General features: G+C 69.1%; 28 protein-coding genes. 13 read left to right on the top strand and 15 right to left on the bottom strand.

All coding sequences use genetic code 11. From position 1 onward, the window contains the following. Positions 1-17 precede the first annotated feature (17 nt). The 7 genes from I4I78_RS00295 (at position 18) to I4I78_RS00325 (ending at position 5709) form a co-directional block, all read left to right on the top strand. Entirely contained in the window at positions 18-1166 is a 1149-nt protein-coding gene (locus I4I78_RS00295) for a glutathione-independent formaldehyde dehydrogenase (protein ID WP_218609092.1), read from the top strand. A gap of 51 nt (positions 1167-1217) precedes the next feature. Beyond that, the gene (locus I4I78_RS00300) at positions 1218-1664 is read left to right on the top strand and encodes a hypothetical protein (protein WP_218609093.1); all 447 of its coding nucleotides are present in this window, start codon (positions 1218-1220) and stop codon (positions 1662-1664) included. Then, the gene (locus I4I78_RS00305; protein WP_218609094.1) at positions 1661-2830 is read left to right on the top strand and encodes a zinc-dependent alcohol dehydrogenase; all 1170 of its coding nucleotides are present in this window, start codon (positions 1661-1663) and stop codon (positions 2828-2830) included. The genes I4I78_RS00300 and I4I78_RS00305 overlap by 4 nt, the downstream gene beginning before the upstream one ends. Positions 2831-2888: 58 nt before the next feature. Continuing rightward, on the top strand, positions 2889-3767 hold the full coding sequence (locus tag I4I78_RS00310; RefSeq protein WP_218609095.1) for a manganese catalase family protein: 879 nt from the start codon (positions 2889-2891) through the stop codon (positions 3765-3767). A gap of 30 nt (positions 3768-3797) precedes the next feature. Beyond that, a complete protein-coding gene (locus tag I4I78_RS00315) occupies positions 3798-4403 on the top strand; it encodes a hypothetical protein (RefSeq protein WP_218609096.1) in 606 nt (201 codons plus the stop codon). Next, the gene (locus I4I78_RS00320) at positions 4400-4831 is read left to right on the top strand and encodes an STAS domain-containing protein (protein WP_226378823.1); all 432 of its coding nucleotides are present in this window, start codon (positions 4400-4402) and stop codon (positions 4829-4831) included. Before I4I78_RS00315 ends, I4I78_RS00320 begins: the two co-directional genes overlap by 4 nt. A gap of 464 nt (positions 4832-5295) precedes the next feature. Further along, positions 5296-5709, top strand: a complete 414-nt coding sequence (locus I4I78_RS00325) for a heme-binding protein (protein ID WP_218609098.1) — start codon at positions 5296-5298, stop codon at positions 5707-5709. 258 nt (positions 5710-5967) lie between these two features. On the opposite strand, the gene I4I78_RS00330 is transcribed toward I4I78_RS00325, so the two are convergent. Next, on the bottom strand, positions 5968-6867 hold the full coding sequence (locus I4I78_RS00330; RefSeq protein ID WP_218609099.1) for a LysR family transcriptional regulator: 900 nt from the start codon (positions 6865-6867) through the stop codon (positions 5968-5970). A gap of 124 nt (positions 6868-6991) precedes the next feature. Between I4I78_RS00330 and I4I78_RS00335 the strand changes: the two genes are divergently transcribed. Genes I4I78_RS00335 through I4I78_RS00355 form a run of 5 tightly spaced genes read left to right on the top strand, consistent with a single transcriptional unit; the run spans position 6992 to position 12556 of the window. Continuing rightward, entirely contained in the window at positions 6992-7918 is a 927-nt protein-coding gene (locus I4I78_RS00335; RefSeq protein ID WP_218609100.1) for a dihydrodipicolinate synthase family protein, read from the top strand. After that, positions 7911-9647 (top strand): NAD(P)-binding protein, encoded by a 1737-nt coding sequence (locus I4I78_RS00340; RefSeq protein WP_218609101.1) that lies wholly within the window; start codon positions 7911-7913, stop codon positions 9645-9647. Before I4I78_RS00335 ends, I4I78_RS00340 begins: the two co-directional genes overlap by 8 nt. A gap of 25 nt (positions 9648-9672) precedes the next feature. Further along, the gene (locus tag I4I78_RS00345) at positions 9673-11013 is read left to right on the top strand and encodes an MFS transporter (RefSeq protein ID WP_218609102.1); all 1341 of its coding nucleotides are present in this window, start codon (positions 9673-9675) and stop codon (positions 11011-11013) included. Continuing rightward, positions 11010-11783, top strand: a complete 774-nt coding sequence (locus tag I4I78_RS00350) for an SDR family NAD(P)-dependent oxidoreductase (protein WP_218609103.1) — start codon at positions 11010-11012, stop codon at positions 11781-11783. Before I4I78_RS00345 ends, I4I78_RS00350 begins: the two co-directional genes overlap by 4 nt. After that, complete coding sequence (locus I4I78_RS00355) at positions 11780-12556, top strand: SDR family NAD(P)-dependent oxidoreductase (protein WP_218609104.1); 777 nt, start codon at positions 11780-11782, stop codon at positions 12554-12556. Before I4I78_RS00350 ends, I4I78_RS00355 begins: the two co-directional genes overlap by 4 nt. A 168-nt stretch (positions 12557-12724) precedes the next feature. Here I4I78_RS00355 and I4I78_RS00360 read toward each other — a convergent pair whose 3' ends face one another. From I4I78_RS00360 to I4I78_RS00410, 11 genes are all read right to left on the bottom strand, one after another. Then, positions 12725-13456: a FadR/GntR family transcriptional regulator gene (locus tag I4I78_RS00360; protein ID WP_218609105.1), complete on the bottom strand. Its 732-nt coding sequence runs from the start codon at positions 13454-13456 to the stop codon at positions 12725-12727. A 118-nt stretch (positions 13457-13574) separates the two neighbouring features. Next, on the bottom strand, positions 13575-14567 hold the full coding sequence (locus I4I78_RS00365) for a sugar kinase (protein WP_218609106.1): 993 nt from the start codon (positions 14565-14567) through the stop codon (positions 13575-13577). Continuing rightward, on the bottom strand, positions 14564-15187 hold the full coding sequence (locus I4I78_RS00370) for a bifunctional 4-hydroxy-2-oxoglutarate aldolase/2-dehydro-3-deoxy-phosphogluconate aldolase (protein WP_218609107.1): 624 nt from the start codon (positions 15185-15187) through the stop codon (positions 14564-14566). The genes I4I78_RS00365 and I4I78_RS00370 overlap by 4 nt, the downstream gene beginning before the upstream one ends. Before the next feature lie 15 nt (positions 15188-15202). After that, positions 15203-16081, bottom strand: coding sequence for an SMP-30/gluconolactonase/LRE family protein (locus I4I78_RS00375; protein WP_218609108.1), 879 nt, complete (start codon positions 16079-16081; stop codon positions 15203-15205). An 8-nt stretch (positions 16082-16089) separates the two neighbouring features. After that, positions 16090-17244 carry a mandelate racemase/muconate lactonizing enzyme family protein gene (locus I4I78_RS00380; protein ID WP_226378824.1) on the bottom strand — a complete coding sequence of 385 codons (1155 nt, stop codon included), beginning with the start codon at positions 17242-17244 and terminating at the stop codon, positions 16090-16092. Then, positions 17244-17945 (bottom strand): gluconate 2-dehydrogenase subunit 3 family protein, encoded by a 702-nt coding sequence (locus I4I78_RS00385; RefSeq protein WP_218609110.1) that lies wholly within the window; start codon positions 17943-17945, stop codon positions 17244-17246. The genes I4I78_RS00380 and I4I78_RS00385 overlap by 1 nt, the downstream gene beginning before the upstream one ends. A gap of 37 nt (positions 17946-17982) precedes the next feature. Further along, positions 17983-19650, bottom strand: a complete 1668-nt coding sequence (locus tag I4I78_RS00390; RefSeq protein ID WP_218609111.1) for a GMC family oxidoreductase — start codon at positions 19648-19650, stop codon at positions 17983-17985. A 103-nt stretch (positions 19651-19753) separates the two neighbouring features. Continuing rightward, complete coding sequence (locus I4I78_RS00395; protein ID WP_218609112.1) at positions 19754-21415, bottom strand: GMC family oxidoreductase; 1662 nt, start codon at positions 21413-21415, stop codon at positions 19754-19756. Continuing rightward, positions 21415-22020, bottom strand: coding sequence for a gluconate 2-dehydrogenase subunit 3 family protein (locus I4I78_RS00400; RefSeq protein WP_218609113.1), 606 nt, complete (start codon positions 22018-22020; stop codon positions 21415-21417). The genes I4I78_RS00395 and I4I78_RS00400 overlap by 1 nt, the downstream gene beginning before the upstream one ends. A 38-nt stretch (positions 22021-22058) precedes the next feature. Then, a complete protein-coding gene (locus I4I78_RS00405; protein ID WP_218609114.1) occupies positions 22059-22583 on the bottom strand; it encodes a type 1 glutamine amidotransferase domain-containing protein in 525 nt (174 codons plus the stop codon). A 62-nt stretch (positions 22584-22645) separates the two neighbouring features. Next, complete coding sequence (locus I4I78_RS00410; protein WP_218609115.1) at positions 22646-23347, bottom strand: cysteine hydrolase family protein; 702 nt, start codon at positions 23345-23347, stop codon at positions 22646-22648. Between the two features lie 381 nt (positions 23348-23728). Here I4I78_RS00410 and I4I78_RS00415 point away from each other — a divergent pair, with 381 nt between their 5' ends. After that, a complete protein-coding gene (locus I4I78_RS00415; protein ID WP_218609116.1) occupies positions 23729-24034 on the top strand; it encodes a hypothetical protein in 306 nt (101 codons plus the stop codon). A 733-nt stretch (positions 24035-24767) separates the two neighbouring features. On the opposite strand, the gene I4I78_RS00420 is transcribed toward I4I78_RS00415, so the two are convergent. From I4I78_RS00420 to I4I78_RS00430, 3 genes are all read right to left on the bottom strand, one after another. Then, positions 24768-25295, bottom strand: a complete 528-nt coding sequence (locus I4I78_RS00420) for a hypothetical protein (protein ID WP_218609117.1) — start codon at positions 25293-25295, stop codon at positions 24768-24770. Further along, positions 25292-25486, bottom strand: coding sequence for a hypothetical protein (locus I4I78_RS00425; protein ID WP_218609118.1), 195 nt, complete (start codon positions 25484-25486; stop codon positions 25292-25294). The genes I4I78_RS00420 and I4I78_RS00425 overlap by 4 nt, the downstream gene beginning before the upstream one ends. 402 nt (positions 25487-25888) lie before the next feature. Next, positions 25889-26122: a hypothetical protein gene (locus tag I4I78_RS00430; RefSeq protein WP_218609119.1), complete on the bottom strand. Its 234-nt coding sequence runs from the start codon at positions 26120-26122 to the stop codon at positions 25889-25891. Positions 26123-26198 lie beyond the last annotated feature (76 nt).

Consider the following 26198-nt stretch of genomic DNA (forward strand, 5'->3'; position numbering starts at 1 on the left):
CGCCAGAGGAGAAGAGCATGAAGGCACTGGTCTACAACGGCCCCCGCGACGTTTCGGTCTCCGACGTACCGGACGCGCGTATCGAGGCGCCTAACGACGTCCTGGTCAAAATCACCGCGACCAACATCTGCGGGTCGGACCTGCACATGTACGAGGGCCGCACCGACTTCGAGAAGGGCCGCATCTTCGGCCACGAGAACGTCGGCGAGGTCATCGAGGTCGGCTCAGGGATCGACAAGATCGCGGTCGGGGACATGGTCTCGGCGCCGTTCAACGTCTCGTGCGGACACTGCACCAACTGTGAGCACGGGCTGACCAACTACTGCCTGGTCGCGAACGTGGAAGGCATGGCCGGTGGAGCCTACGGGTTCGCCGACATGGGCGGCTGGGCCGGCGGGCAGGCCGAGTACCTGCGCATCCCGTGGGGCGACTTCCAGTGCCTGCGCCTGCCCGAGGACGCCAAGGAGAAGCAGAACGACTACGTGATGCTCTCGGACATCTTCCCCACCGGCTGGCACGCCGTCGAGATGTCCGGCCTGGTCCCCGGCGAGACGATCGTGATCTACGGCGGCGGCCCGGTCGGGCAGATGGCCGCACTGTCCGCGTCGGTGAAGGGCGCGGCGAAGGTGATGGTCGTCGACCGCCACCCCGACCGGCTCAAACTGGCCGAGCAGATCGGCGCGATCCCGATCGACGACTCGAAGGGCTCCCCGGTCGACCAGGTCATGGAGCAGACAGGCGGCCGCGGCGCCGACCGCGGCGCCGAGTGCGTCGGCTACCAGGCCCACGACCCCCAGGGCAACGAGGACAACGCACTGACCCTCAACAACCTGGTCGCGTCGGTGAAGTTCACCGGCGGCATCGGCACCGTCGGGGTGTTCGTCCCCCAGGACCCCGGCGGCCCGGACGAGCTGTCCCAGCAGGGCAAGGCCCGCTTCGACTTCGGCAACTTCTGGTTCAAGGGCCAACAGATGGGCTGCGGACAGGCCCCGGTCAAGCGCTACAACCGCCACCTGCGCGACCTCATCGCCGCCGACAAGGTCACCCCCTCCTGGATCGTGTCTCACAACCTGCCCCTGGACAAAGCACCGGACGCCTACAAGCACTTCGACGCCCGCGAGGACGGCTGGACCAAGGTCGTTCTCAACCCCGCCCAGCCCAGCTGAACCCGGCCCGGACCTCGACATGCAGAAGCAGCGACCCGAGACGGAGATCACATGAGCAGAGCGATGGTCGACCCCACGAGTTGGGCCGACCGTGCGATCGGCGCCGTGCAGAAGCTGATCGGACCCGCCGACCAGCATCTCGACGGGGCCAATGGCCCGGGCCGGTGGCTGGTGGTCACGGTCTACCGCAAGACCGACGACGTCCAGACCCAGGTCAACGACTCGGGTCCGCTGAGCCGGATGCACGGCGAGATCGAGCTGAGCGTGCGCCCGGCTCCGGGCGACAAGGGCACCGAGCTCGCGGCCCGCCCGACCGCGCCCGACGGCGGCTCGACCCAGATGCGCCGCCGGCTGCGCGCCGCGTTGCGCGAGACCAAGTCGATCCTCGAGTGCGGGGAGGTCGTCGAACCTTCCCGCCCGGGATCGAGCCATCCCGGCCCGGCCGGGCAACTGCTGCGCGCGGTCACCGCGCGGGCGTGGGGACAGGGGCGACTGTGAAGGCACTGTGCTGGCAGGGCGTCAACAAGCTCGGGGTGGAGCGGGTCCCCGACCCGAGGATCCAGAACGCCCACGACATGATCGTCAAGGTCCGCTACACCACGTCGTGCGGATCGGACCTGCACCTGCTCGGCGGCTACATCCCGGCCATGGAGGCCGGCGACGTCATCGGCCACGAGTTCATGGGCGAGGTCGTCGAGATCGGCCCCCAGGTCACCAGACACCAGGTCGGGGACCGGGTGGTGGTGGTGTCGTTCATCGGCTGCGGCACCTGCTGGTACTGCGACAACGACCTGTGGTCGCTGTGCGACAACACCAACACCAACCCCGGCATCACCCAGGCCCTGTGGGGCTACGAGCCCGGCGGCATCTTCGGCTACTCCCACGCCATGGGCGGGTTCATGGGCAGCCACGCCGAGTACGTCCGGGTCCCGTTCGCCGACCACGGTGCGTTCACCGTCCCCGAACAGGTCGACGACCTCTCCGCCGTGTTCGCCTCCGACGGGGTCCCCACCGGCTGGATGGGCGCGCACCTCGGCGGGGTCGAGCCGGGCGACACGGTCGCGGTGTGGGGCGCCGGCGGGGTCGGGCAGATGGCCGCCCGCGCCGCAACGCTGCTCGGCGCCGAACAGGTCATCGTCATCGACCGGTTACCCGAGCGCCTGGCCATGACCGCGACCCACATCGGCGCCGAGACACTCGACTACAGCCGCACCGACGTCGGCGCCGAGCTGCGCGAGCGCACCGGCGGCCGCGGACCCGACGTGTGCATCGAGGCCGTCGGCCAGGAAGCACACACCTACGGCCCGGAGTACCTCTACGACAAGGTCAAGCAGCAGCTGCGCCTGGAGAACGACCGGCCCCCCGCAATCCGCGAGGCGATCATGGCCTGCCGCAAGGGTGGATCGGTGTTCTCACTCGGGGTGTTCGCCGGGCTGGTCGACAAGTTCCCGCTCGGCGCGCTGATGAACAAGGGCCTGACCCTGCGCGGCGCTCAGCAGCACGGGCAACGCTACCTTCCGATGCTGCTCGACCGCATGGCCCGAGGCGAGATCACCACCAGCCACCTCGCCACCCACATCATGTCGTTGGACGAAGGCCCTCGCGGCTACGACATCTTCAAGAACAAGCAGGACGGCTGCGTCCGCTCGGTCTTCCAGCCCTGAGATCTCCCGACCCCGACGGCCTCCGCCGCCGGATCCCTCCACCGGCGCGAGGAGAATTGTGTACACCCACACCCAGCGGCTGCAGTACCAGGCCTCCCCCGACAGGTCCGACCCGGTCTATGCGGCCAAGCTCCAGGAACTCATCGGCGGTCAGTACGGCGAGATCACGGTGATGATGCAGTACCTGTTCCAGGGGTGGAACTGCCGACTGCCCGGCAAGTACAAGGACATGCTCCACGACATCGGCACCGAGGAGATCGGCCACGTCGAGATGCTCGCGACCATGGTCGCCAGACTGATGGAAGGCGCACCGCTGGACAGCCCCGGCCACGACGAGGTGTCCGACCCCACGGTGGCCGCGGTCATCGGCGGGATGGACGTCCAGTCCGCGATCGTGGCCGGCGCGGGCGGGCGGGCGGTCGATTCCCGCGGCAACCTGTGGAACTCCGGGTTCATCACCTCCAGCGGCAACCTGATGGCCGACTTCCACTCGAACGCCAACGCCGAGATGCAGGGCCGACTCCAGGCCACACGGCTGTACAACATGACCGACGACCCCGGCGTACGCGAGATGCTCGCCTTCCTGATCGCCCGCGATCACATGCACCAGAACCAGTGGCTGGCCGCGATCGAGCAGCTCAAGACCGACGGCATCGAGGACCTGCCCGTTCCGAGCGCGTTCCCGCTCGAACGCGAGACCGCTGAGGTCGGCTACCAGTTCATCACCTTCTCCGACGGAGAAGCCTCCACCCAAGGCCGCTGGGCCGGCGGCGCCGCCCCCGACGGCACCGGCGAACTCAGCGCCGTGCCCGGGCCCCATCCGGTCGACGGTGTCCCCGGCCCACCACTCAGCGACCCTCGACTGTTCGCCACCACGACCCCCGACCTCGAGCTACCCGGCTCCCGCGTGGGCGCCGACGCGGAAACCGAACGCTAACCGCAGTACGCCGGAGCGAGGTGATCGTCCATGGCCGTCAGCGAGACCACCACACCCACAGTGGTGGTGGTCGGCCTGCTCGCCGACGCGGGTCTGCCCACTGAGGTCTCTGAAGACCTCGCCCGGGAGCTGCCCGACAGGCTCGGCCGGGACAACACCGGGCGGGCCCGGTGGCAGGTCGACATCAGCCAGGCCCTGATACACGACCAGCACGGCACGTCGCCCTCGGTGCAGTTCGGACAACAAGCCATGGCCGATCAGGGTTGGGACCTGGTCATCCCGGTCACCGAGCTGCCCCGACGCGCCGGCATCCAACCGATCATCTCCGACTACGGAGCCGACACCGGTGTGGGCCTGGTGTCGCTGCCCGCCCTGGGTGGCCTGGGTCTGCTCGCCGGGAGGGTCCGAGCGGACCGGCCGTGGCGGCTGGTGCCCAGCCTCTCGCCCACCATCGCCGGCGCGGCTGCCGGTGCCGCGTTCGGAATCCTTTACTCCAATATCTGGCGCGCCGGCACCCTCGGCTCCGGCCCGGCCAGCGAGGACATCGTCCGCCGCGCCGCCCACAGCCGACGCGAACAAGAACGACGCGCCCACCTCGCGTCCGAAGACCCGGACACCGACAAGGGCGAGCGATGACAGCACCGCAGCCAGGGCTACTGCTGTGTGTACACCGAGCCCCACCGCGCTGCCGGGTCCGGCTGCGCGGTGACCTCGACATGGCGACCGCACCCGCGCTGCGCACGCTGCTCGATCAGCTACGCGCGGCCGGAGTCCGTTTCCTCGCCCTGAACCTGGCCGAGCTCGATTTCCTGGGCGCAGCGGGCGTACACGCGCTCATCCGCGCCGACCGGCAGTTCCGGTCCGCCACCGGTTGGGTCGTGCTCACCCACCCGACCGACCGTACCCGCCGTGTCCTGCAGATCACCGGCCTCGACAACGACCTCACCCTGCACCCTTACCAGAGCTGGCATGCACCCACGTCTGCACCGACACCACACGGGTCCCCGGTCCAACTCGGCCGGAGCCCGATGGTTGCACCCCAAGCCCCGGGAGAACAGCGTTGACCCCACCCGATCCGGCCGACCACCTGACAACCGAAACAACCCGGCGACATAGCCAGATGCCTTCGGCCGACAGCGGTCGTGTCGGGCGACGCCTCCGCACCTGACCGAGCCCGCGCAGTACTCCACGGTTGCCAAGATCGAGCCGACTCTCAGCGCCGGGGTTGCGCGTCCGAATCGGCCTCGCGTTCACCACAGTCGGCGTCGGCTCCCGGCCGTCGGTCCGCCCCGACGGCCTCAACTCCAGCGCCCGCCCTGGGTTGCAGACCCGGCGACCCTGGCTTCGCGGGCGAGGGCCCGGAGCAGATGTTCAGCCAGCTGGTCGATGATACGGGCTGGATCGGCCATCATGGGTAAGCCGCGCTGCTCAGCGCGAACGTCTGGAGGTCTGCCCGTCGATCGCCGCCGTAACCCCGAGGGAACCGACCCACGAACACCACACTAACGATCAGCAGAAAGGAACACCTGTGAGAAAGCTGGAAACCGTCTCGCTCGACGACGCCCGCAGAGTGATCGCCGCCGGCGAGGACAAGGCCCGCAAGATCGGGTCCCCGAGCAACCTCGCGGTGGTCGACGTCGGAGGAAACCTAGTCGCCCACATCCGGATGGACGACGCCTGGCTGGGCAGCGTCGATATCTCGATCAACAAAGCGTTCACCGCCCGCGCGTTCGACACCGCCACGGCCGACCTGGCCACCAACGCCCAACCCGGCGGCCAGTTCTTCGGCATCAGCGATTCCAACCACGGCCGCGTCATGATCTTCGCCGGCGGGGTACCGCTACGCAGCAGCGACGGCATCGTGGTCGGCGCGGTGGGGGTCAGCGGCGGCACCGGCGAACAGGACCAGACCATCGCCGACACCGCGGCCGCCGCGTTCTGAGCCGGGCGGGTAACAGCGACAGCACGTCAGCAGGACTGACGACATCGAGCCTCGGGCGCGCCCAAGGCTCGATCGCCCGACCATCGTCAACGACGACGCAGCGGGCCAGACGGAGCCGACTGGCCGAGGACGGCGGGGCGTTAACGTGGGGCCACGAGTGCCTCGGTGTATATGTCGCAATACACACCGGACCCGAAGGCCCTGCCAAACGTCAAGATCAACCCACCTGACCGGACGTACTCAACCTCTGTGGCCAGTTCAGCTAGAGAGGTTGTTCTGGTCTCGCCGATGCCGCATCCGCTCGGCACTGGCGACGAAGTCCGCGACCAGCGGATGCGCGGCCAGCCGCGGCCAGGCCAGCGTGATCGGCACCCGCGGAGAGTCTGCGACGAGCCGGTAGCGGATCTGCGGGTGAGTGTAGAGCCGTCCGGTGGAGGCCGGGGTCAGTCCGACACCCCGCCCCGCGGCGATCGCCTCCATCCACTCGTCGACGTTGCGGACCCGCACGACGGTGTCCGGTCGCCGGGTCGACGCCCACAGCTCGAGCGTGGTCGTGCCGGAGACCACGTTGATCACGATCGTTTCGCCCGCGAGGTCGGCCAGTACGACCTCCTCGCCGGACAGCAGCGGGTGATCGGCCGGGAGGGCCACGACGCGGGGTTCGTCGGCCAGCACCAGCGTCCCGAACCGGGGGGCACCGGGGTCGCCCGGCAGGAACCCCACGTGGGTGCGACCGTCGTCGAGCCCGGCCACCGTGTCGTCGTAGCGCCGGATCTCCACCGTCACCTCCGGATGGGCGCGCTCGAAGTCACGCACGATCGGCGCCGTGTACTCGGCCGTGGAGCCCCAGGTGAACCCGACCCGCAGGACGGGTGACCCGCCGGTCGCGGCACCGACCGCCTCGTCGAGCACGGCCAGCACGCGATGCGCGTGCGCCAGGAACTGCTGACCGGCCGCGGTGAGCGCAACCGTGCGGCGGTTCCGCGACAGCAGCGCCGTACCGACCAGGCGCTCCAGGGACGCGACGGTGCGGCTCATGGCGGGCTGGGTGATCTGCAGGGTCTGCGCGGCGCGGGTGAAGTTGCGCTCCCGCGCGACGGCCACGAACGCGCGCAGATGCCTTATCTCCACCCCGTGCTCGGCCGGCATCTCACTCATGCGTCGGAAGCATAAGTGGTGCTGGATCGGCATTTCCACCCGCGCCGAACGCGGGCCTAGCGTCGTCTCATCGCCGATCCCGACGAGGAGAGGCGCAACTGACGAAGAGAGGACGGGACCGACGATGGTCTCCTTCCGCGGTGTGATCCCGGCGCATCTGCTCCCGTTCACCGAGGACCTACAGATCGACGAGCACAATCTGCGCCGCCACCTGCGTTCCCTGCTCGACGTCGAGGGCGTCGCGGGCATCACGACCAACGCGCACGCGTCGGAGGTGGCCACGCTGACCGCCGACGAGCAGCGCCGCCAGCTCGACATCGTCCTCGACGAGGTCGCCGGACGGGTCCCGGTCATCTCCGGGGTCTACCAGGACGGCTCCGCCGAGGCCGGGCGGATCGCCGCGAACGCCGAGGCGGCGGGCGCCGACGGCCTGCTGGTGTTCCCCACGGTGGTGTTCGACGGCGGCGCGCAGCTGCGCCCGGAGATGGCGGTGGGGCACTACGCCGCGATCGCCGACGCCACCTCCCTGCCGATGATCGCGTTCGTCTACCCGGCGACGTCCGGGCTGCGGCTGGGCACCGACGCCCTGGTCCGGGTCTGTTCCGAGATCGACAACGTGGTCGCGGTCAAGGAGTGGTCGAACGACATCATCGCCTACGAGCGCAACCTGCGTGCGCTGCGAGCGCTGGACAAGCCGGTCTCGGTGCTGTCCAGCTTCAGCCGCTCACTGCTCGCCTCGCTCGTGCTGGGCGCGGACGGCATCCTCTCCGGGCACGGCAGCGTCGTGGTGGACCTGCAGGTGGAGCTGTTCCGAGCCGTGGAGAAGCATGACCTGGCCGACGCCCGCCGGGTCTGGGACCGCATACAGCCCTTCGCCGAGGCCTGCTACGCCGACCCGTTCCTGGACGGGCACAACCGGATGAAGGTCGCGCTGGCGCAGCTGGGCCGGATCGACGCCGCGCACGTCCGGCCACCGCTGCAGCCGGTGTCCGACACCGAGCGGGCGACGCTGCGGGCCGCCGTCGAGCGGGCGGAGCTGCCCCGTGGGTGAGAGCGCCGACCTGTTCGACCCGATCGAGATCGGCGGCGTCCGGCTCCGCAATCGCACCCTGCTGCCCTCGATGACCACCCGCCTCGCCGACGACGCCGGGCACGTCACCGACGCCACCCTCGCCTACTACCGGGCCCGCGCCGAGGGCGGCGTCGGGCTGGTGACCGTCGAGATGGCCTCCCCCGAGATCGCCGGCAAGCACCGCTTCCGCGAGCTGGGCATCTACGACGACATGTTCCTGCCCGGCCTGCGCCGGCTGGTGGACGCGCTGCACGAGGCCGGGGCGTGCGCGTCGATCCAGCTCGGGCACGGCGGCAGCCGGGCCCGGTCCGCGGTCTCCGGCACCACCCCCGTGGCGCCATCGGCCGTGCCCACCCCGGTCTTCGAGGTGGAGAGCGAGATCGCCGTCCCGGAGGCCATGTCGCCCGCCCGGATCCGCGAGACGGTCGACGCGTACGTGGCCGCGGCGGCCCGCGCGCAGCGGGCCGGGTTCGACCTGGTGGAGCTGCACGGCGCGCACGGTTATCTGATCTCGCAGTTCCTGTCCCCGCTGGAGAACACCCGCACCGACTCCTACGGCGGATCGTTGGAGAACCGGGCCCGGTTCGGCCTGGACATCCTGCGCCGCATCAAGACCGAGGTCCCGGGCCTGCCGGTGATCTTCCGGATCGGGGTGGAGGACTTCTTCCAAGGCGGGCTCACCGCCGACGAGGGCATGCAGGTCGGCCGATGGTCCGAGCAGAACGGTGCCGACGCGGTCAGTGTGACCGCCGGGCACTACCGCTCGCTGCCGGCCGCCGAGCGGATGATCCCGCCGATGGCCTACCCCGCGGCGACGTTCGTGGAGTACGCGGCACAGATGAAGCAGCTCGTCGACGTCCCGGTGATCGGGGTCGGGCGCCTCGGCGATCCCGCCCTCGCCGCCCGTGCCGTGGCCGACGGCAAGCTCGACATCGTGGCCCTGGGCCGCCCGCTGATCGCCGACCCGCACTGGGTGGCCAAGGCACAGGCCGGAGCCCCGGTCCGGCGCTGCCTGGCCTGCAACCACTGCATCACGAACATGCGCTCCGGCGCACAGCTGTCCTGTGTGGTCAACCCGGCGACCGGTCGGGAAGAAACCTACGCCGGCACGAGCGCGCCAGGGGGCCGCCGGATCGTGGTGCTCGGCGCCGGACCGGCCGGGTTGACCTACGCCTCGCTGGTCGCCGAGGGCAACGACGTCACCGTGATCGACACGGCGGAACGCGCCGGCGGGGCGTTCCGGCTCACCGGGCTCGCACCCCGGTTCAACGACGTCGCCGCGGCCGAACCGACATTCGCCGCCTACGTCGGCGATCTCGAACGAACCTGCCGGCTCGGCGGTGTCCGGTTCCGCTACGGCTCCGAGGCCACCCGCGACGACCTGCGTGGCGCCGACCTGGTCGCGGTGGCGACCGGCGCGGACTACCGGTTCGGCCTCGGCGCCGTGGTCCCCCGCCTGCTGCGCACCCGGGCCGCCCGCTCCGGGGCCGCCGCCCGGCTGTTCGCCTCGACCCGGGTCCGCGACAGCCTCTACTACCGGCTGCGCACCGGACGCGGCGCCGCCCTGGCCCGCCGTCTCCCCCTCGAGCCGGGCACCGAGGTGCTCGTGCTCGGCGACGCCGCCCGGGCCGGCAAGGCCCGCGAGGCCATCACGAGCGCGTTCGACGCCGCCCTGGCGCCCAGCACCCACACCGCGCCCACCCCCTGACACAACCGACAAGAGGTCCAGTGCCATGACAGAGACGTCAATGAGCGCAGTACATGCCCCGCCGGGCAGCCGGCGGCAGAGCGGCAAGGTCGCCTTCGCCAGCCTGATCGGCACCACCGTCGAGTGGTACGACTTCTACATCTACGGCACCGCCGCCGCCCTGGTGTTCCCGAAGCTGTTCTTCCCCGAGTTCTCACCGGGGGCGGGCCTGCTCGCGGCGCTGTCCACCTACGCGGTGGGCTTCGCCGCCCGCCCGCTCGGCGGCATCGTGTTCGGTCACTACGGCGACCGGCTCGGGCGCAAGAAGATGCTGGTGATCTCGCTACTCGCGATGGGCTTCGGGACCCTGGCGATGGGCTTGGTCCCGGGCTTCGCCGAGGTCGGCATCCTGGCCCCGATCCTCATCGTGGCGCTCCGGTTCATCCAGGGCGTCGCCGTCGGCGGTGAATGGGGCGGGGCGGTGCTGATGGCCGTCGAGCACGCACCGCCGGGCAAGGCCGGCCTGTACGGGTCGTGGCCGCAGGTCGGCAGCCCGCTCGGGCTGGTGCTCTCCACCGCGGCCTTCTCCGCGGTGAGCGTGCTGCCCGACGAGGACTTCCTGTCCTGGGGCTGGCGGATACCGTTCCTGGCCAGCGCGGTACTGATCATCGTCGGGCTCGTCGTGCGGCTGCGGCTGATGGAGTCCCCGGTGTTCGCACAGATGCAGGCGGCCGGCGACACCGCCCGACTGCCGGTGCGCGACGCACTGGCCAAGCACCCGGGCAGCGTGCTCGGCGCCGCCGGCGCGTTCGTCGTGATCAACACCGTCTTCTACCTGGTCACCGTGCTCGGCCTGTCCTGGGCCACCTCGCACCTGGGCATCCCGCGCGGCACCTTCCTGGCCGCCGTCCTGGTCGCTGCGGTGATCATGTGCGGCACGGTGCCGCTGTTCGGTGCGCTGTCCGACCGGGTCGGCCGACGCCCGGTGTTCGCGGCCGGGGCGATCCTGGTTGCGCTGTTCGCGTTCCCGCTGTTCTGGCTGATCGAGACGATGTCGACGCCGCTGCTGTTCCTCGGCGTCATCGTGATCATGGGCATCGGGCACCCGCTGATGTACGGGCCACAGGCCGCGCTGTACTCGGAGATGTTCCCGCCCGCGCTGCGCTACTCGGGCGCGTCGCTGGGTTACCAGATCGGCGGCATGCTCGGCGGGCTCGTCCCGCTCGTGGCCAGCGCCCTGCTGATCAGCTACGACAACGCGTCGTGGCCGATGGCCACGCTGCTCGCCGTCACCGCCGTGATCAGCCTGCTGTCGCTGCTCACGATCCGCGCCCGCTACGCCGACCACACCGGCACCGACCACACCGCCGGGGAGGTCACGCCGTGACCGCACTCGATCTCACCGGCCGCACCGCCGCCGTCACCGGCGCGGCCCGCGGCATCGGCCAGGCCATCGCCACGGCGCTGGCCGACGCCGGAGCCCGGGTAGCCGTGATCGACAAGGACGCCGACGGTGCCCAGCTGGTCGCCGAGAAGATCGGCGGCGTGCCGGTGTCGGCCGACCTCACCGAGGCCGCCGCCGTGGAGCGGGCCTTCGCCGAGGTCGTCGAGCAGCTCGGCGCCCCCGACGTGTTCGTCAACAACGCCGGCATCCTGCGGGCCGGTGACCTGATCACCTCCGGGATCGACGACTGGGACGCCCAGTTCGCCGTCAACACCCGTGCGGCGTTCCTGTCCGTGCGGGCCGCCGCGGGACACATGCGGGCCCGCGGCGGGCCGGGCTCGATCGTCGTGGTCACCTCGAACTGCGCCCGCACCCCGCGGATGGACCTGGGCGCCTACTGCGCGTCCAAGGCGGCCACCGACATGATGGCCCGCTGCCTGGCCCTCGAGCTCGCCGGCGAGGGCATCCGGGTCAACACGCTCTGCCCGGGCTCCTGCGACACCGAGCTGCAACGCGTCCAGTGGCGCAAGCTCGGCGTCGGCCCGGAGCGCCAGATCCACGGTGACCCCGCGAAGTACCGCACCGGCATCCCGATGGGACGCCTCACCACACCCCAGGACGTCGCCGACCTGGCCCTCGTACTCGCCTCGGACGCCACCCGGTTCGTCACCGGACAGTCCTGGCACGTCGACGGAGGACAGACCCTGCCATGAACGACGCCACCACCGCCTCCCTCGCGAACGACTTCGCCGGGCTGACCGCCGTCGTCACCGGCGGGGCCTCCGGGATCGGCGCCGCGACGGCGGCCCTGTTCGCCGCACGCGGCGCCCAGGTCGCAGTCCTCGACCTCGACCCGGGCGGCGTGCCCGGCCCGTTGCTGGGGGTGCCCGCCGACGTCACCGACGGCGGCTCTGTCACCACCGCCGTCGACGAGGTCGTGGCGGCGTTCGGCGGGATCGACATCCTCGTCAACAACGCCGGAGTCGGTGCGGCCGGCACGGTGGAGGCCAACGAACTCGACGAGTGGCGGCGGGTACTCGACGTGAACCTGCTCGGGCTGGTGCGCACCACCAGGGCCGCGCTGCCGGCCCTGCGCCGTGCGGGCTCGGCAGCAGTGGTCAACGTCTGCTCCATCGTGGCCACCGCCGGGCTGCCCGACCGAGCGCTGTACTCGGCGAGCAAGGGCGCCGTGCTGTCCCTGACCCGGGCCATGGCAGCGGACCACGTCGGCGAGGGGATCCGGGTCAACTGCGTATGCCCCGGCACCGTCGACACCCCGTGGATCGGTCGGTTACTCGATGCCGCCGACGACTCCGACGCCGAGCTCGCGGCGCTGCGCGCCCGTCAACCGACCGGTGGACTCGTCGGGATGGACGAGATCGCCCGGTCCATCCTTCATCTCGCCGACCCGCACCTGCCCTCACTCACCGGCATCGACCTCGCCGTCGACGGTGGGATGTCGGGCCTCCGCGTCCCGCGGCGGTGAACGACCAGCCCGGTCCCGTCCCGCCCCATTCCGCCCGTCCCGTAACGGAACACCCCCGGCGACAGGTCCGTCGCGATTCGCCGGCCGCCGCGTCCGCCTTGCCGCCGAATGGATCGGAACGGAATGGGCGGCTGCTCAACTTCTGACGCACGGGTCCGGCATGGTCATCTACGAGGTCACCCGATCGGACTCGTCCAGGAGGTTCGCGATGATATCTCGCTCGACGTCGCGAATGTGCTTGACGGCCGCGGTTCGGGCCTCACGGACACGTTTTCCAGCTACTGCATCGACGATCGCGCAATGCCCCTTGTGCGCAGTTTCTCGACGACCCGGCAAGCCGATGACCTGCAGGGAGTAGTCCACGAACAAGGGCTCGATCGACGAGTGAAGGGTGAGCAACAGCGGGTTGTTGGTCATCTTCGTGATAGTCCGGTGGAGATCAGCGTCAAGCGCGACGAAAGCTTCGTCGCTCAGACCGGTGTCCGCCATCGCCGTGATGATGTTGTGGAGGGTGTCGGCACCTTCCGGTGCGATGCGTTGAGCTGCAAAGCCTGCGGCGTCGCGCTCGAGAGTGATCCGGGCCTCGAAGAGCTCCGGCACCGTGTACTCGTTGAGCACCAACAAGTGCGACAGGTCAGGAGTGCGACGTGTCTTGCTGACGACGAAGACTCCGATCCCGTGGTCGGTCCGGAGCATTCCGTTCGCTTCGACAATTCTGATCGCCTCCCGCATCGAACTACGGCCGACCCCGAATTGCTCGGCGAGCACCCGTTCCGGCGGCAACTTGTCCCCGGGCGAGAAGTCCCCTCGGCCGATCATCGACTCGAGCTGCTCGGCGACGGAGTCCGCCACCTTCAGACGCCGGATCGGCTCGATCTTGCCGTGGCTCATGTCGACCATTCGGTCCCCTCTTGCTGTGCCCGGGATGTCGGGTGGTCGTCGTCGCGTCTGACGAGGTCGTCTGTGGTCCGGTGGTCTGAAGAGTAGTGTCCCGTCGTCTGCGTCCGCCAGCGCTGCACTAGGCGGTATCCAGGGCCGCTTCGGCCGGGTCACGTCGCGGAATGACCTCTTCAGGCAAGATCGCTCCGGGCCCGCCTACGACTCGGGCGGCCAGCAGATGTGCACGCTCGGCTGCTCGCAATGGTCGTTCGCCGTGCAGCCTGGCTGCGAGGTACCCCGCGTTGAAGGAATCGCCGGCTGCGGTCGTGTCGACGACGGGAACGTCGGGTTGTGCCGGTACGGATGCGACGCCGTCATCGGTCAGCACCAGACACCCCCGTGCCCCGTCCTTGATGACGCATTCCGAGACTCCGAGGCCCGCGATACGGTGTGCGCATGCTGGTCCGTCCCGGTCGCCGAAGACAGCTTGTTCGTCGGCCAGGGTAGGCAGGTAGAGGTCGGTCGATGCGACCGTGCGCTCGATGGCCGCACGCGCATCGCCGACCGTCGACCAGCCTCGCGGCCTGAAGTTGCTGTCGAACGCGACCCTCGCTCCCCGGGCACGGGCGGTCGAGAGCATCGACCAGAGTCGCTCCCGGGCCGACGCGGAGAGGATCTGGAGTGTGATCGCCGACAGATAGATCAGGTCACTCTCCACGACGGCGCGGTTGATCCGTTCCGGCCAGCCCTGGTCGAACAGGTGTCGCGCTGCTGATTCCGACCGGTGGTAGGTGAAGGTGCGTTCTCCCTGGTCGTCGGTCCGGACCAGATACAGCCCTGGGGAGTGGCCTGGTAGGCGCGCGACCAGTTCGGTACCGATACCCTCGGCCTCGACCGCCGAGACGAGCTCATTGCTGTACCAGTCGTCGCCCACGGCGGTGACGTAGTCGATGCGCACATCGCGGGCCCGCGTGCCGCGGGCCAAATAGACTGCGGTGTTGAAGGTGTCGCCGGCGAAGCCCAGTGCGAGCGTTCGGTCGCTGCGGTGGGTTAGTTCGACCATGCATTCGCCGATGACGGCCACCCGGGTCGGTGGGGTGTTCGCGGAGGTAGGCCTGGTGAACCCGGTCATGAGTGTCCCGCGCCGACGAGCTCTCGCAGCTCCGATACCTTCGCCTCCAGGTTGTCGGCCGCGTACAGGTCGCTACCGACCCCCACCGCGAACGCGCCAGCGTCGAGCCACGTGGGGACGTCGCTCACGGCGATGCCTCCGGTGGGGACGATCCGGGCTCCGGGCAGGATCGAGAGCAAGGACTTCAGGTACTGCGGTCCGCCGAGGTGGGCAGGGAACATCTTGGCGACACCACGCTCGGCGGCCTCCCCGATCTCGGCCGGAGTGGTTCCGCCCTCGACGAACAGCACGTCCTGCGCACGGGCGGTCGCTCGGGCTGCCGCAACCGGGTGCGGGCTGACCAGGAAGTCGGCGCCTCGTGCCAGCGCGCGCCCGACGTCAGCCCCGGTGCGGACGGTGCCCAGGCCCACCAGTGCGTTCGGGGCCTCGGCCTTCACCGCGGCGAGGAGGTCGTGCCAGCCGGGGATGGTCGCGGTCAGCTCGAGAACGTCGAGGCCGGCCGCGATCAGCCGCAGGGCGACGGCGTAACCGGTGTCGTCGTCGGGGGCTCGCAGGACCGGAACGATCCGGGCGCTGCGTATCCGCTCGGCGCTGCGTTCCATCGCCGGGGAGAGGGTCATTGTTGGGTCCTCTTTTCAGAACGCCCGGGTCCCGGGAACCCGGGTCCGGAACCGATGGAGCGTGCTACCGGCGCATACGTAGAGCGTGCGCATGTCGTCGTCGCCCCAGGTGAAGTTGGCCGTCACCTCGGGGACGCGGATGACTCCGAGCGCGCTCCCTGCGGCGTCGAAGACGTGGATGCCACCGGGCCCACAGCTGAACAGGTTCCCTGCGCTGTCGATTTTCAGGCCGTCGGGCTCGCCGGGTCCGGTGCCCGTGGTGCGTACCCATCCCGGACCAGCTCCGACGCCACGGTCGGTGAGCTCGAAACGGCGGATGTGCATCCGTTCTGTGTCGGCCACGAAGAGATGTTGCTCGTCGAGGGACAGGCACAGCCCGTTGGGCCCCTCGACCTCGTCGGTCAACAACTCGAGGCCGTGGGCGTCGAGCCGGTAGACCCCGCAGAAGGGGAGTTCGCGTGGGCGCGGGACGCCGTAGGGCCGGGTGCGGCAGTAGGCGGAGTCGGTGAAGAAGATCGTCCCGTCGCGCGCCACCACCACATCGTTCGGGCTGTTGAGCTCCCTACCGTTGTAGCGGTCCGCCAGCGTGACCGGCCGGCTTCCGGGTTCCTGCCGGACCAGCCTGCTCGTCGCGTGCTCGCAGGTCAGTAGCCGACCCCGCCGATCGTAGGCGTTCCCGTTCGCCATGTTGCTGGGGTCCCGGAAGACTGACAGCTGACCGTCGGCGGAGCGTCGGTACATCCGTCCGGCCGGGATGTCGCTGAACACGAGCGAGCGCTCCCGCGGATGCCATACCGGGCCCTCGAGGAACCGGAACCCCGTGGCGGCCCGGCGCGGTGGCTCGTCGACCACCACGTCGTACAGCCGGGGGTCCCGGACCTCGAGGGCGGACACGGCAGGGGTCACCGCCCGCCGTCGGTGGGGCGCGTGGACTCCGCGGAGAGGGCGAACCGCTCGTCGGCGTCCGCTGCAAGCTCGACGCCCAGTCCGGGCGCATCGTGCACGCTCAGGTACCCGTCCTTCACCACCAGTGGATCGATGAGCATTCCGTCCCAACCCGGACCGCCGTACGCATCGACCTCGATCAGAGGGGTGTTCTCGCAGGCCAGGATCAGATGTAGGCCAGCCGCGAGCGCGATTCCGGTGCCCGAGGAGCAGGCAATGTGCGGGATGCAGCTGAGGTTCCAGGTGCTGGCCATGTCGGCCACGCGCTTGGCCTCGGAGATCCCGCCGACACTGGTGGCGTCGGGCTGCAGAATGTCGAAAGTCCGCCGGTTGAGCAGGTCAATGAACTCGAACCGGGTCAGCAGCGATTCACCACCCGAGAGCCGCAGCGAGACCCGGTCCGCCAACCACGTGTGGTCGTCGATGTACTGGGTCAGGCTGCGCGCGAGGATCGGCTCCTCGAGCCACGCCACCTGCAGTCCCTCGAGTTCTCGGGCGAGCTGCAGGGCTCCGCGTCGGTCGTAGGACATGTTCGCGTCCACACCGAGCTCGACACTGTCGCCGACCGCGTCGCGTACCGCGCCAACCAATTCTACGGCGGCACCGATGTCGCCCAGGACGCGCAGCTTCATCGCGGTGTAGCCGTCGGCCACCGCACGTCGAGCCTCTTCGACAATCCGGTCGACCGGCTTGACCGAGGGCGCGAAGTAGGCGCGCACTGTCTGCTTGGACGCTCCCAGCAGGCGGTGCACCGGCTGGTCGGAGATCTTGCCCAGCAGATCCCACAGCGCGATATCGATGCCGCTGAGGGCGTAGGTCTCGATACCGCGGCGGCCCCACATGTGGGTCGCGTCGAGCATCTGTTGCCAGAGGGCGCCGATGTTGCGTGGGTCTTGACCGACGAGCATCGGCGCTAGCTGCTGGTTGATGATCGGGCCGACGGTCGGGAAGTACTCCGAGGAGAACCCCGCTTCTCCGATCCCGACCAGACCCTCATCGGTGGTGACCCGCACGACGATGCCGCCCTTCGAGGTGACCACCATGGCGCCCCACCGAAGTGGTTCGTCCAGCGGTGACCCGAGTGGCCTCGCCTCGATACTGGTGATTCGCATCAGCCGACCTTTCCAAGATGCGGGACGAGCTCGTTCCAGTCGTAGCCACCGACGTGGAAGAACTCCGTTGTGTTGTAGGTTCCGTCCATCGTGTCCTTCAGAGTCGTGGGGCCCGGAAAGCCGATGACGTCCCAGTCGACCCGGTTACGGTTGCCGCCGTAGACGGGGTCGCAGTAGAAGCCCTGTCGGGTGTGCAGGCACAGGGCCTCGAAGAAGGGCAGGCCCTGGTCGAACACGCCCTGCAGGAAGGTCTGGACGGCCTCGCTCGTGCCAAGGGTGACCGGCCCCGGCTTGACAGAACCGGACAGCGCTTCCAGCACTGTGTCCTGCTCGGACTCGCTGAGCGCAACAAACTGTCGATCGAATTGTTCTTGGGCGAGGGAATCGAGTGTTCGGATGCCTTCGCGGTAAGTCCGTTGCATGTCGGACATCCGAGCCCGCCACGCGTCGGCGAACTTGCCGGTCAGCTTGAGGAATCCGCTGCCGTCGGCGGCGGCGAATATGTAGTCGATCCCCGACAGGTAGCGGTCGAGGAACACGACCACCCGCGCCTCGCGGGCGCCCGGGTCGTGGTCCGTGGGAATGATGCGGGCGGTGGCCGCTTCGATCGTGTCCCACTCGTGGTCGGCAAAGAACAGCCGCTCGTCGGAATCGGGATCGACCGGGGAACCGACGATCTCCCAGTCGGCCTTCAGCGTCATGACGTCCTCGTTTCCGTGGGGGTAGGCGGTGGCGGTTTCAGGCGACCGTGATGTGCTCGTCGCGACCCTTGGACCAGACGTCGGTGATGTACTCCGACACGCGCCAGGCGTTGGCCATCATCGTCAACGTAGGGTTGACGCCAGTGGAGCTCGGGAAGCAGGACCCGTCGACGATGAAGAGATTCTCCACGTCGTGGGACTGGCACCACTCGTTCAGAACGGTCGTGGTCGGGTCTGTTCCCATCCGGGCGGTGCCGTGTTGGTGACAGGTGTTCCCGGTCATCCGGTCCAGGTAGACGGGCACGGTCTTGCTCGCGCCGGCGACCTGAAGGATCTCCGCGTTCTTGTCAACCTGCCACTTGCTCATTGCCACGTCGTTGACGTGGGGCTTGTGCGTGATCCGGGCAACCGGCAGTCCCCAGGCGTCCTTGACAGTCGGGTCGAGGTCGACGCGATTCGACTCGACCGGCATGTCGTGCAGGATCGCTCCGATCTTCATTGCGAAATTGAAGTAGCTACGGTCGGCGTCCTTGAGCGCCTGCCCCCAGGACGGGCGGCCGGGGAAGACCCAGTTGATCGGGTGGCAGGTCTGCGAGGCAGAGATGAGGCAGCCGCCGATGTGTCCGCGATCCTCGTCGGTCTCGTAGAACTCGAAGGTGCCGCCGCTGATGTAGTTGCCGGCCCAGCCGTGTAGCGGGTCGTCGATCTCCTGGTCGAACAGGCCGACCGCGAAGACGTACTCGTGGAAGGTCGCGTTCTTGCCAACCATGCCGCTGGAGTTGCCCAGGCCGTCGGGGAACTGCGGGGACGTCGACATCAGCATCAGTCGGGCGGACTCGATCGCGCCGAGGCCGAGGACGACGACCTTCGCCTCCTGGACGACCTCCACGCCGTCCGGGTCCACGTAGACCACGCCGGTCGCCCGGCCGTCCTTGCCGACCGTGACCTCGCGGACGAATGACTCCGAGCGGAGCTCGAAGTTCCCTGTGGCCACCGCCTCCGGGATGAACGTGGTCAGCGTGTTCGAGCGCGCGGTGCTCGGGTCGCCGTACTGGTTCCAGAAGCTGGTGGTGTTGAACGGGTCCCTGCCCTTGTGGTCATGGGTGACCATCGCGTGCGGGATCGGAAAGCCGTTGACACCCATCGTGTTACAGGCGTCGTAGAAGCGCTTGCCGAACTTCGTCGGACGCAGCGGCGCGCTCGGGTAGCCCTTACTCCGGAACGGCTCGTACTTGTCCGCCCCGGCGATGCCGGAGATCCCGAACTCCCACTCCACCTTGGTCAGGTAGGGCTCGAGGTGCTCATATCGGATCGGCCAGTCCGCCAGGCTCGCGCCGTCGAGGTCGCCGTGCAGGCTGCGCTGCAGGAAATCTGACTCGCGAGGCCGCGGCACCCAGCCCGCCCAGTGGTTCGTGCCGCCGCCGACGAGCTGCGGGGTGGGCGAGAACGGGAAGCGCTCGGCCTCGGAGACCTCGTCGTGGCGCAGCGTGCGGGGGAAAAGGTTCGGGTCCGGCCACAAGTAGTTGCGGTTGACGAACTTGAGCTCGTCACCGGAGTAGTGGTCCTTCGCGGACAGCCAGGGGCCACGGTCGAAGCCCACGACCTTGAGGCCGGCCTCGCTGAGTACTTTCGCGGCCGTAGCACCGGTGGCCCCGAGTCCGACGACGATCGCGTCGACCGGGCCGGGCTTCTTGGCGTGACGCACGTGCTCTCCTCTCCACGCCGGCAACCGGGCCGGTGCGTGATGGCGTGCCCGGCCCGAGGGAGGCGTCCTCGGGCCGGGAGACGGGTGGGGATGGACCGAGCCGCTACAGCGCGGGAGCGTCCGCGTTGCTCGGGGTAATGGTCTGCGACGCGATGTCTCGGTGGCGTCGTTTGATGTACTCGGCGGCGCGCACCGCGACGGCTTGCAGCGTGCTGGTGGGGTTGACCGCAGCGCCCGTGGTGAGCGAGCTGGCGTCGGTGATGAACAGGTTGGGGACATCCCAGGTCTGGTTCCACTTGTTGGTGACCGAGTCCTCAGCCGTGTTGCCCATCCGGCAGGTACCCATGATGTGCCAGCCGGGCGGTGGCGCGTCGATGCCGCCGATTCCGGTCGTGGTGGTGTCGATGACGCCACCCGCCGCATCCGCGGCCTCGCGGGCCCGGTGCTGCCCCCACTCGACGAGCCTGCGATCGTTCTCGTGCAGGCCGTAGTTGATGTGAGGCGCGGGTAGCCCGCTGGAGTCCTTTGCGTCCGGATCCAGTGTGACCCGGTTGGTCCGCACCGGAAGATCCTCTCCCTGCACGTAGATGAGCGCGTGCCGGCCGAAGTGGTCGTCGAAGAACCCGCGGTGCCCGGCGCCCCAGGGCGCGAGGTTGCCGGTGTTGGTCCCGAGCGCGCTCGTGGCGGCGCCCAGAGCGGTGCCGACCTGCAGCGAGAACCCGTTGACGAAGCCCCGCGACGTGTCGGTGTCGTAGAACTCCTGGCTGTAGAGCACGGCAGGCTCCGGGCCCTTGAAGCCCTCAAGCGGCTCGTCGAACCAGAAGTCCACGAAGGACCAGCTGTGAAACATCAAGTGCGTGCCGACGAGGCCGTTGGAGTTCGCCAGCCCGTCCGGGTGCCCGTTCTGGGCGGACATCAGCAGCAGACGCGGCGTGCCGATCGAGTTCGCGGCGACCACCACGGCCCCCGCCCGCACCTCGTGGCGCCGGCCGGTGACCCGGTCGACGTAGGTGGCACCGGTGGCGCGGCCGTTCTTGGCATTGATCTGCTCAACCCGGGCGTTCACTCGCAGGTCGACGCCGTTGCGCAGGGCCGCGGGCCAGTACGACACATCGGTCGAGGCAATGGAGTGCCGCGGACAGCCTGCGAGGCAGAACCCGCAGTCGTTGCACGCCAGACGGGCGTCCTTGGTGCGGGTGAGGATCGCGTTGTCGGCGGGCCACCAGTGCCAGCCGAGCTTGTCGAAGCCCGAGCCCATCTTGTGGCCGACCTTGCCGCCGCGGCTCGCCGGGCCCCAACCCTCGGGGCGCACCGGGTTGCCCGGATCCCCGGTGCGCCGCGCGACCCCGATCTCGGCGTCGTTGATCGCGTAGAACGGCTCGAGCTCCTCGTAGGAGATCGGCCAGTCGATCGTGCCCTCGACGCCGTGCTCGGTTCCCTTGCGGAAGTCGACGGGCTTGAACCGCGGCCAGGCCGCCGCGTAGTGTAGCGTGGAACCGCCCACCCCGGTGAAGATGTAGGGCGTCGTGTTTCCGGTGGTCGGGTAGTCCTCCGGGAACTGCCGGACGTTGGGCTCGAACGACCAGGTGCGCTTGCGCTCGATCTCCCAGCCGTCGTACATGTGCGGGTGGTCCATCGCGTGGACCCAGTCGCCCTGCTCGAGGCAGACAACCTTGAGGCCGCCGTCGCTGAGCCGCTTGCTCATCGCGCCCCCGCCCGCGCCGGCCCCGATCACCAGGACGTCGGTCTCGGTGTATGCCGCCATCAGCTGCCTTCCCCTCGGAGCTTCCGGGCCGGTCCCACCGGGAGGTCCGCCGGGACCATGACCCGCCGCACGTCCTCGGTACGGGTGTAGGTGCCGCGCACCCTGCTCAGCAGCTCGTCGTCCCAGTCGTCCATGACGTCGGAGTAGCCGTACGGCTGGGGGGTCGGGCGGTAGTCCCGGCCCGCGGGCAGGTTCCGGTTCATCGCCCGGACGACCTCGGGGCGGGAGTAGTACGCGTGGTAGACGAGGTCCCGCACCCGGACGAAGAATTCGGACTCGTCGCGCTCGAGGCCTTCCATTACCCGAACACGCGCCAACGAACCGCCGTTGACGAACCCGTCGCCCAGCGCGTCGAGCCGAGCGCGGAGATCGTTCTCCCCGAGAAACGGGAACCACCGAGCCGGAGTGCCAGCCGGTGCCACGTACCGCGCGATGAACGAGATCACGTCGATCTCGCTGGGCGCCGGGAAGCCGTCGCCACCGGGGATGAGCTCGTCGGCTACGGCATTCAGCACCGCGGCCTGCGCCTCGGTCAGCCGGACCCCCGGCAGCCAGCCGCCCAGCGGCGGCTTGGTGTCACCGGAGGTCAGTCTCAGATCCGTCACGTTCCCTCTCCTTTGCGGGACGTCGTCTACCCCGTGGGTCAGGCGCGCTCGAGATAGTTGACGATCGCCCGGCCGAAGTCGGGGAGATCGACCGGTGTGCGGGAGGTGATGACGTTGCCGTCCTCGACCACCGGCTCGTCGACCCACGTGCCGCCTGCGTTCTCGACGTCGGTCTTGATCGGCAGGTAGCCGGTGATCTTGCGGCCCTTCGTGGCGCCCGCGGAGGCGAGCATCCAGCCGCCGTGGCAGATCGCGGCGACCAGCTTGCCGGACTCGTAAGCGTCCTTCACCAGGTCGATCATCTCCGGGTGCAGGCGCATGTTGTCCGGCGCGAATCCGCCGGGAATGACCACCGCGTCGAAGTCGGCGGCCGAGACCTCGGAGGCGGCGGCGTCCGCCTCCATCGGGTAGTGCTCCTTGCTTTCGTAGCTGCCCTTGGTGCCGCTACCGATCACCTTGATGTCGGCTCCCGACTCCTGCAGCCGCAGGTAGGGATACCAACCCTCGAGGATCTGGTACTCGTCCTCGATCAGCAGGGCGACCTTCTTGCCGGAAATCGACATGTCACGTCCTCGCGTTCGTCGGTTCGTCGGTTCGTCGGGGAAAGCGAAGTCTCGGACGCCGCTCAGGCGTCGAGCATCTTCAGGAACTCGATGCTGGTGCGCACGTCGCCGTGGTTGGCCTGGATCTGGCGCAACGCCTCCCAGTGCTGGCCGTAGCCCATCGGGTCGTCCTTACCGGAGGGAATGGCAGCCGTGGTGTCGGCCAGTACGACGATCCTGAAATCCTGGTTGGCACCGTCGATCGCAGTCGCGATCTGACAGTTGCCGGTGGACAGACCCGCGACTACGAGGGTGTCGCAGCCGGCCTTGCGCATGTATTCGGTCAGCGCGGTCCCGTAGAACGAGCTGAAACGGTGCTTCCGGAACACCGGCTCGTCCGGAAGCGGCTCGAGTTCGTCGACCAGCTCGTCGCCGCCGTTACCCCAGGCGCCCGGGAACTGCGCCAGCGCGCCTTGCAGGCCCCACTTCACGTCGGCGAATCCGGCGTCCTTGCCGTCAGGGCGAAGTCCCCACAGCGACCACACCACGGGGATGCCCTTGGCGCGGCATGCCTCCAGGACGTTGACGACCGGTTGTACGACGTCCTTGCCCTCGGGGGCACCGCCGGTGCTGGGGATGTACATAGCTCCGCCGGGCTGCGCACAAGCCTTCTGCATGTCCAGGACCAGCAGCATCGTCTTCTTCGGGTCGATCGTCGGCGCCACCCAGGCCGAGCGGTCGATGTGCGTGTCGATGTGGGTGTAGGTGTAGTCGAGCGAGGACATCGCTGCTCCTTTGCATTGACGTGGATCGTCGAGACGACCAGGGACACCCGACCCGAGCACCCGCGATGGGATCACACTCGGATCACCGTCAGGTGACCAGGTGGTCTGACCACTAGGTAACCGGACCAGGCTCCCTGTGTCAACAGTCGATCCGTCTCGCACGGCTCATCGTCCGCGCTGACGCGGTTAGCCGCCCCAGGTCTCGATGTCGATCCGATCTAAGGGCGACGCCAGCGATCAGACCTGGCACCAACAGCCCAATCGCGAGCAGGCGACTACGTCCAGGCCCTACATCACAGTGAGCTGCCATAAATCCGGCGGCCATGTCCTGCCGGCTGCGCAGATATGGATTGCATCTCCACGATGGAGGACACTGCTGCGATGAGGCTGCGCGCGAACCACTCCCAAGGCCACTTGGCGCGCGGCGGTCTCCTCACCGTCACACCTGGGTTGTTGCTGTTCGAGCCGCACCACTATGAGCAGAGACTGGGCGGTGCAACCGTTCAACTCTCCGCGAACGAGGTCACTGGCATCGAGGTCGCACCACGAGCCTTGCGGCGTCCTCTTAGCGGCGGTCTTCGTCGACGTCTGCGGATCACCACCGCGGAAAGCTCGGTGCACCTGTTCATCGTTTCCGGGGTGGAGCGAGTGGTTGCTCGCGTCAACGACGTTCTTCGGCGCTCGTAGTGCCCGGCCGGCCGTGCCGAGTACGTGCCGAAGTCGGCCGCCGCTGAGCACGCAGGCCCTCGTTCATGCCGGTCAGCGGTAATTTTCGCGCAGGCGACGCGGCTCCCCTGAACGGACCACGCTGTCGCTGAGCCTACGGATCGAACTCAACTACGCTGAGCGGCCCGCCTGGCTATCTCATGGACAGGAGCCAAGCTGTGGTTGGACTCAGCAGATACCGACGATACGGGCGTGTCCATCCGGGCACACGCCCTCAGGGGGTCCTTGCACAGCGGTGTGGCGATGCCGTTACCCCCCCACGGTGGCGACGTGGTCGCGCGCGGCCGTCGTTTCCGGCACTGCCGTAGTCCGCTTCGCCGCCGAACGGCCAGCTGGTCCGCGGCGTCCCGGGCGGCCGACGCCTGGTGTACCCGATCGCGTTCCTGTTGCCAGGCCCCGATCTCCTCCAGCAACGCCGCCAGCAACACGACCAACGCAACCGCCGCAGGCCCCGCGTCGTCCTGCACACCCAACGTTCGGCGCCGCCGGATCAGCTGACGAGCGACCCGCCGCAAACCTGCCGATGCCTGCCCATCCTGGCACTGCCCGCCACGCGGAGGTCGGGCCGATCGATCGAAGCGTTCGGCCGCTGAGCCCAACTCGTCGGACCACTCCCCCACCGCGGTCAGGAGATCCCGTGTCGCGTGGGCCACGCCGTCCGGGTTCTCGGCGCTGTCACCGCGGCGAGCAGCTCCTACCCGTGCTCGGGCACCGTCGACACGCCTGCGCGCCGCGGCCACAGGGTCGACAGCATCGCGCGGCTGGGCCAGAACCGGCGCGAGGTGTCCTGCCGGACCAGAAAGGCCGCGATATGGATGTGGTCGTCCGCGTGCCGGATCGCGACCCACCGTGGCCCGCCGGAGTCGCCCGCGACGGCGACTCCCGAGCCGTCGAGCAGCTCGCGTGCGATTGACGCCCACTGCTCGTCGGACAACACCCGATCGCCGGCCGCTACTCGCGCCGAGCAGTGCCACACGTAACCCCGCTTGCCGTCCTCGTCGGACTCGCGCAGTCCGGCCGCGACCGCAGGAGCGCGCAGCGCCCGGATCAGCGGGCCCAACTCGAGGCGGCCCTCCTCGTTCTCTCGTGGCAGGCGTCCTACGTCCTGGCCGCCCCAGCTCGCGATGACGCGTGGTCGTACGTGCTCCTGCGCTCGCCCGGGCCCCATCAAGTAGGCCACCAGCCCACCGACCCGCCACCCGTGCACGACCTTCGTGATCACCGGCGACCTCGCTCGAACTCGGCCGTCACCGCGTCGATGACCGCGTCGAGCCGGAGCAGCATGCCCTCGATGCGCGCGATCTCCACACCCGAGGCTGCGGCGGCCTGCTGCGTTCGCACGACATCCGAGTGCAGGCACAGGAGATCCGGCAGCCCCGCCGAAGCTCCGTCACGACCGGCTGCGGCGTCCATCGCGGTCTGCCCGATCCACGCCCCGACAGCGAGGCCGGCCAACGTCGCGCGGTTCCGAACCACGTCGAGCTCCTCGGTCGAGAACCGCACCACGACCTGTCGAGTCCTCGGCGTTGCGCTGCGCATGCGACGACGGCGAGCGGGTTCGTCGTCGCGCGGCTCGTAGTGCACAGTCCGGCACAGGACCACGGCGACGCTGCCACACCGTGGTCGGCAGCGCCTCGTCTCTGGTGAACGGGCCTACTCCTCAGCCGACCCGGACGCCGTTGGACCTCGGAACGCCCCCGTTCCGATCTTCAGGCCGCCCACGGCCAGCGCCGGAAGCATCGCTTCCGGCATATCTCGCTGCGCCCGAACCAAAGCAGCACGACCTCATGAACCTCCGCCCCGCTGCCGGTGCTGTTAGTCGACCGGGTCGTCGAGCTCCGGGGACGAGTCCAGGAACGGGCGAGCGAGGTCGTAGACAGTGGTCTGGCGGACCTCGGTCATCCGCGCGATAGCCGGCCACGACAGCCCCTGACGACGGTGGAGCTCGGCCAGGAGTCGACCGCTGTTCTCCCGGCCGGCGCGCCGCAGCTCTTCCGAGCGCTGCACCGCGGAGACGAGCTCGTCCACCGACATCCCGGCGAGGTCCACCGCGCCATCCTCGCCGACCCCACCGTCGCTGACCTATCCACACATCCGAAGTTCGTCCCGCCAACACTTTCGGACG

The organism is Pseudonocardia sp. KRD291 (genome assembly GCF_019263595.1).
Lineage (GTDB): Bacteria > Actinomycetota > Actinomycetes > Mycobacteriales > Pseudonocardiaceae > Pseudonocardia.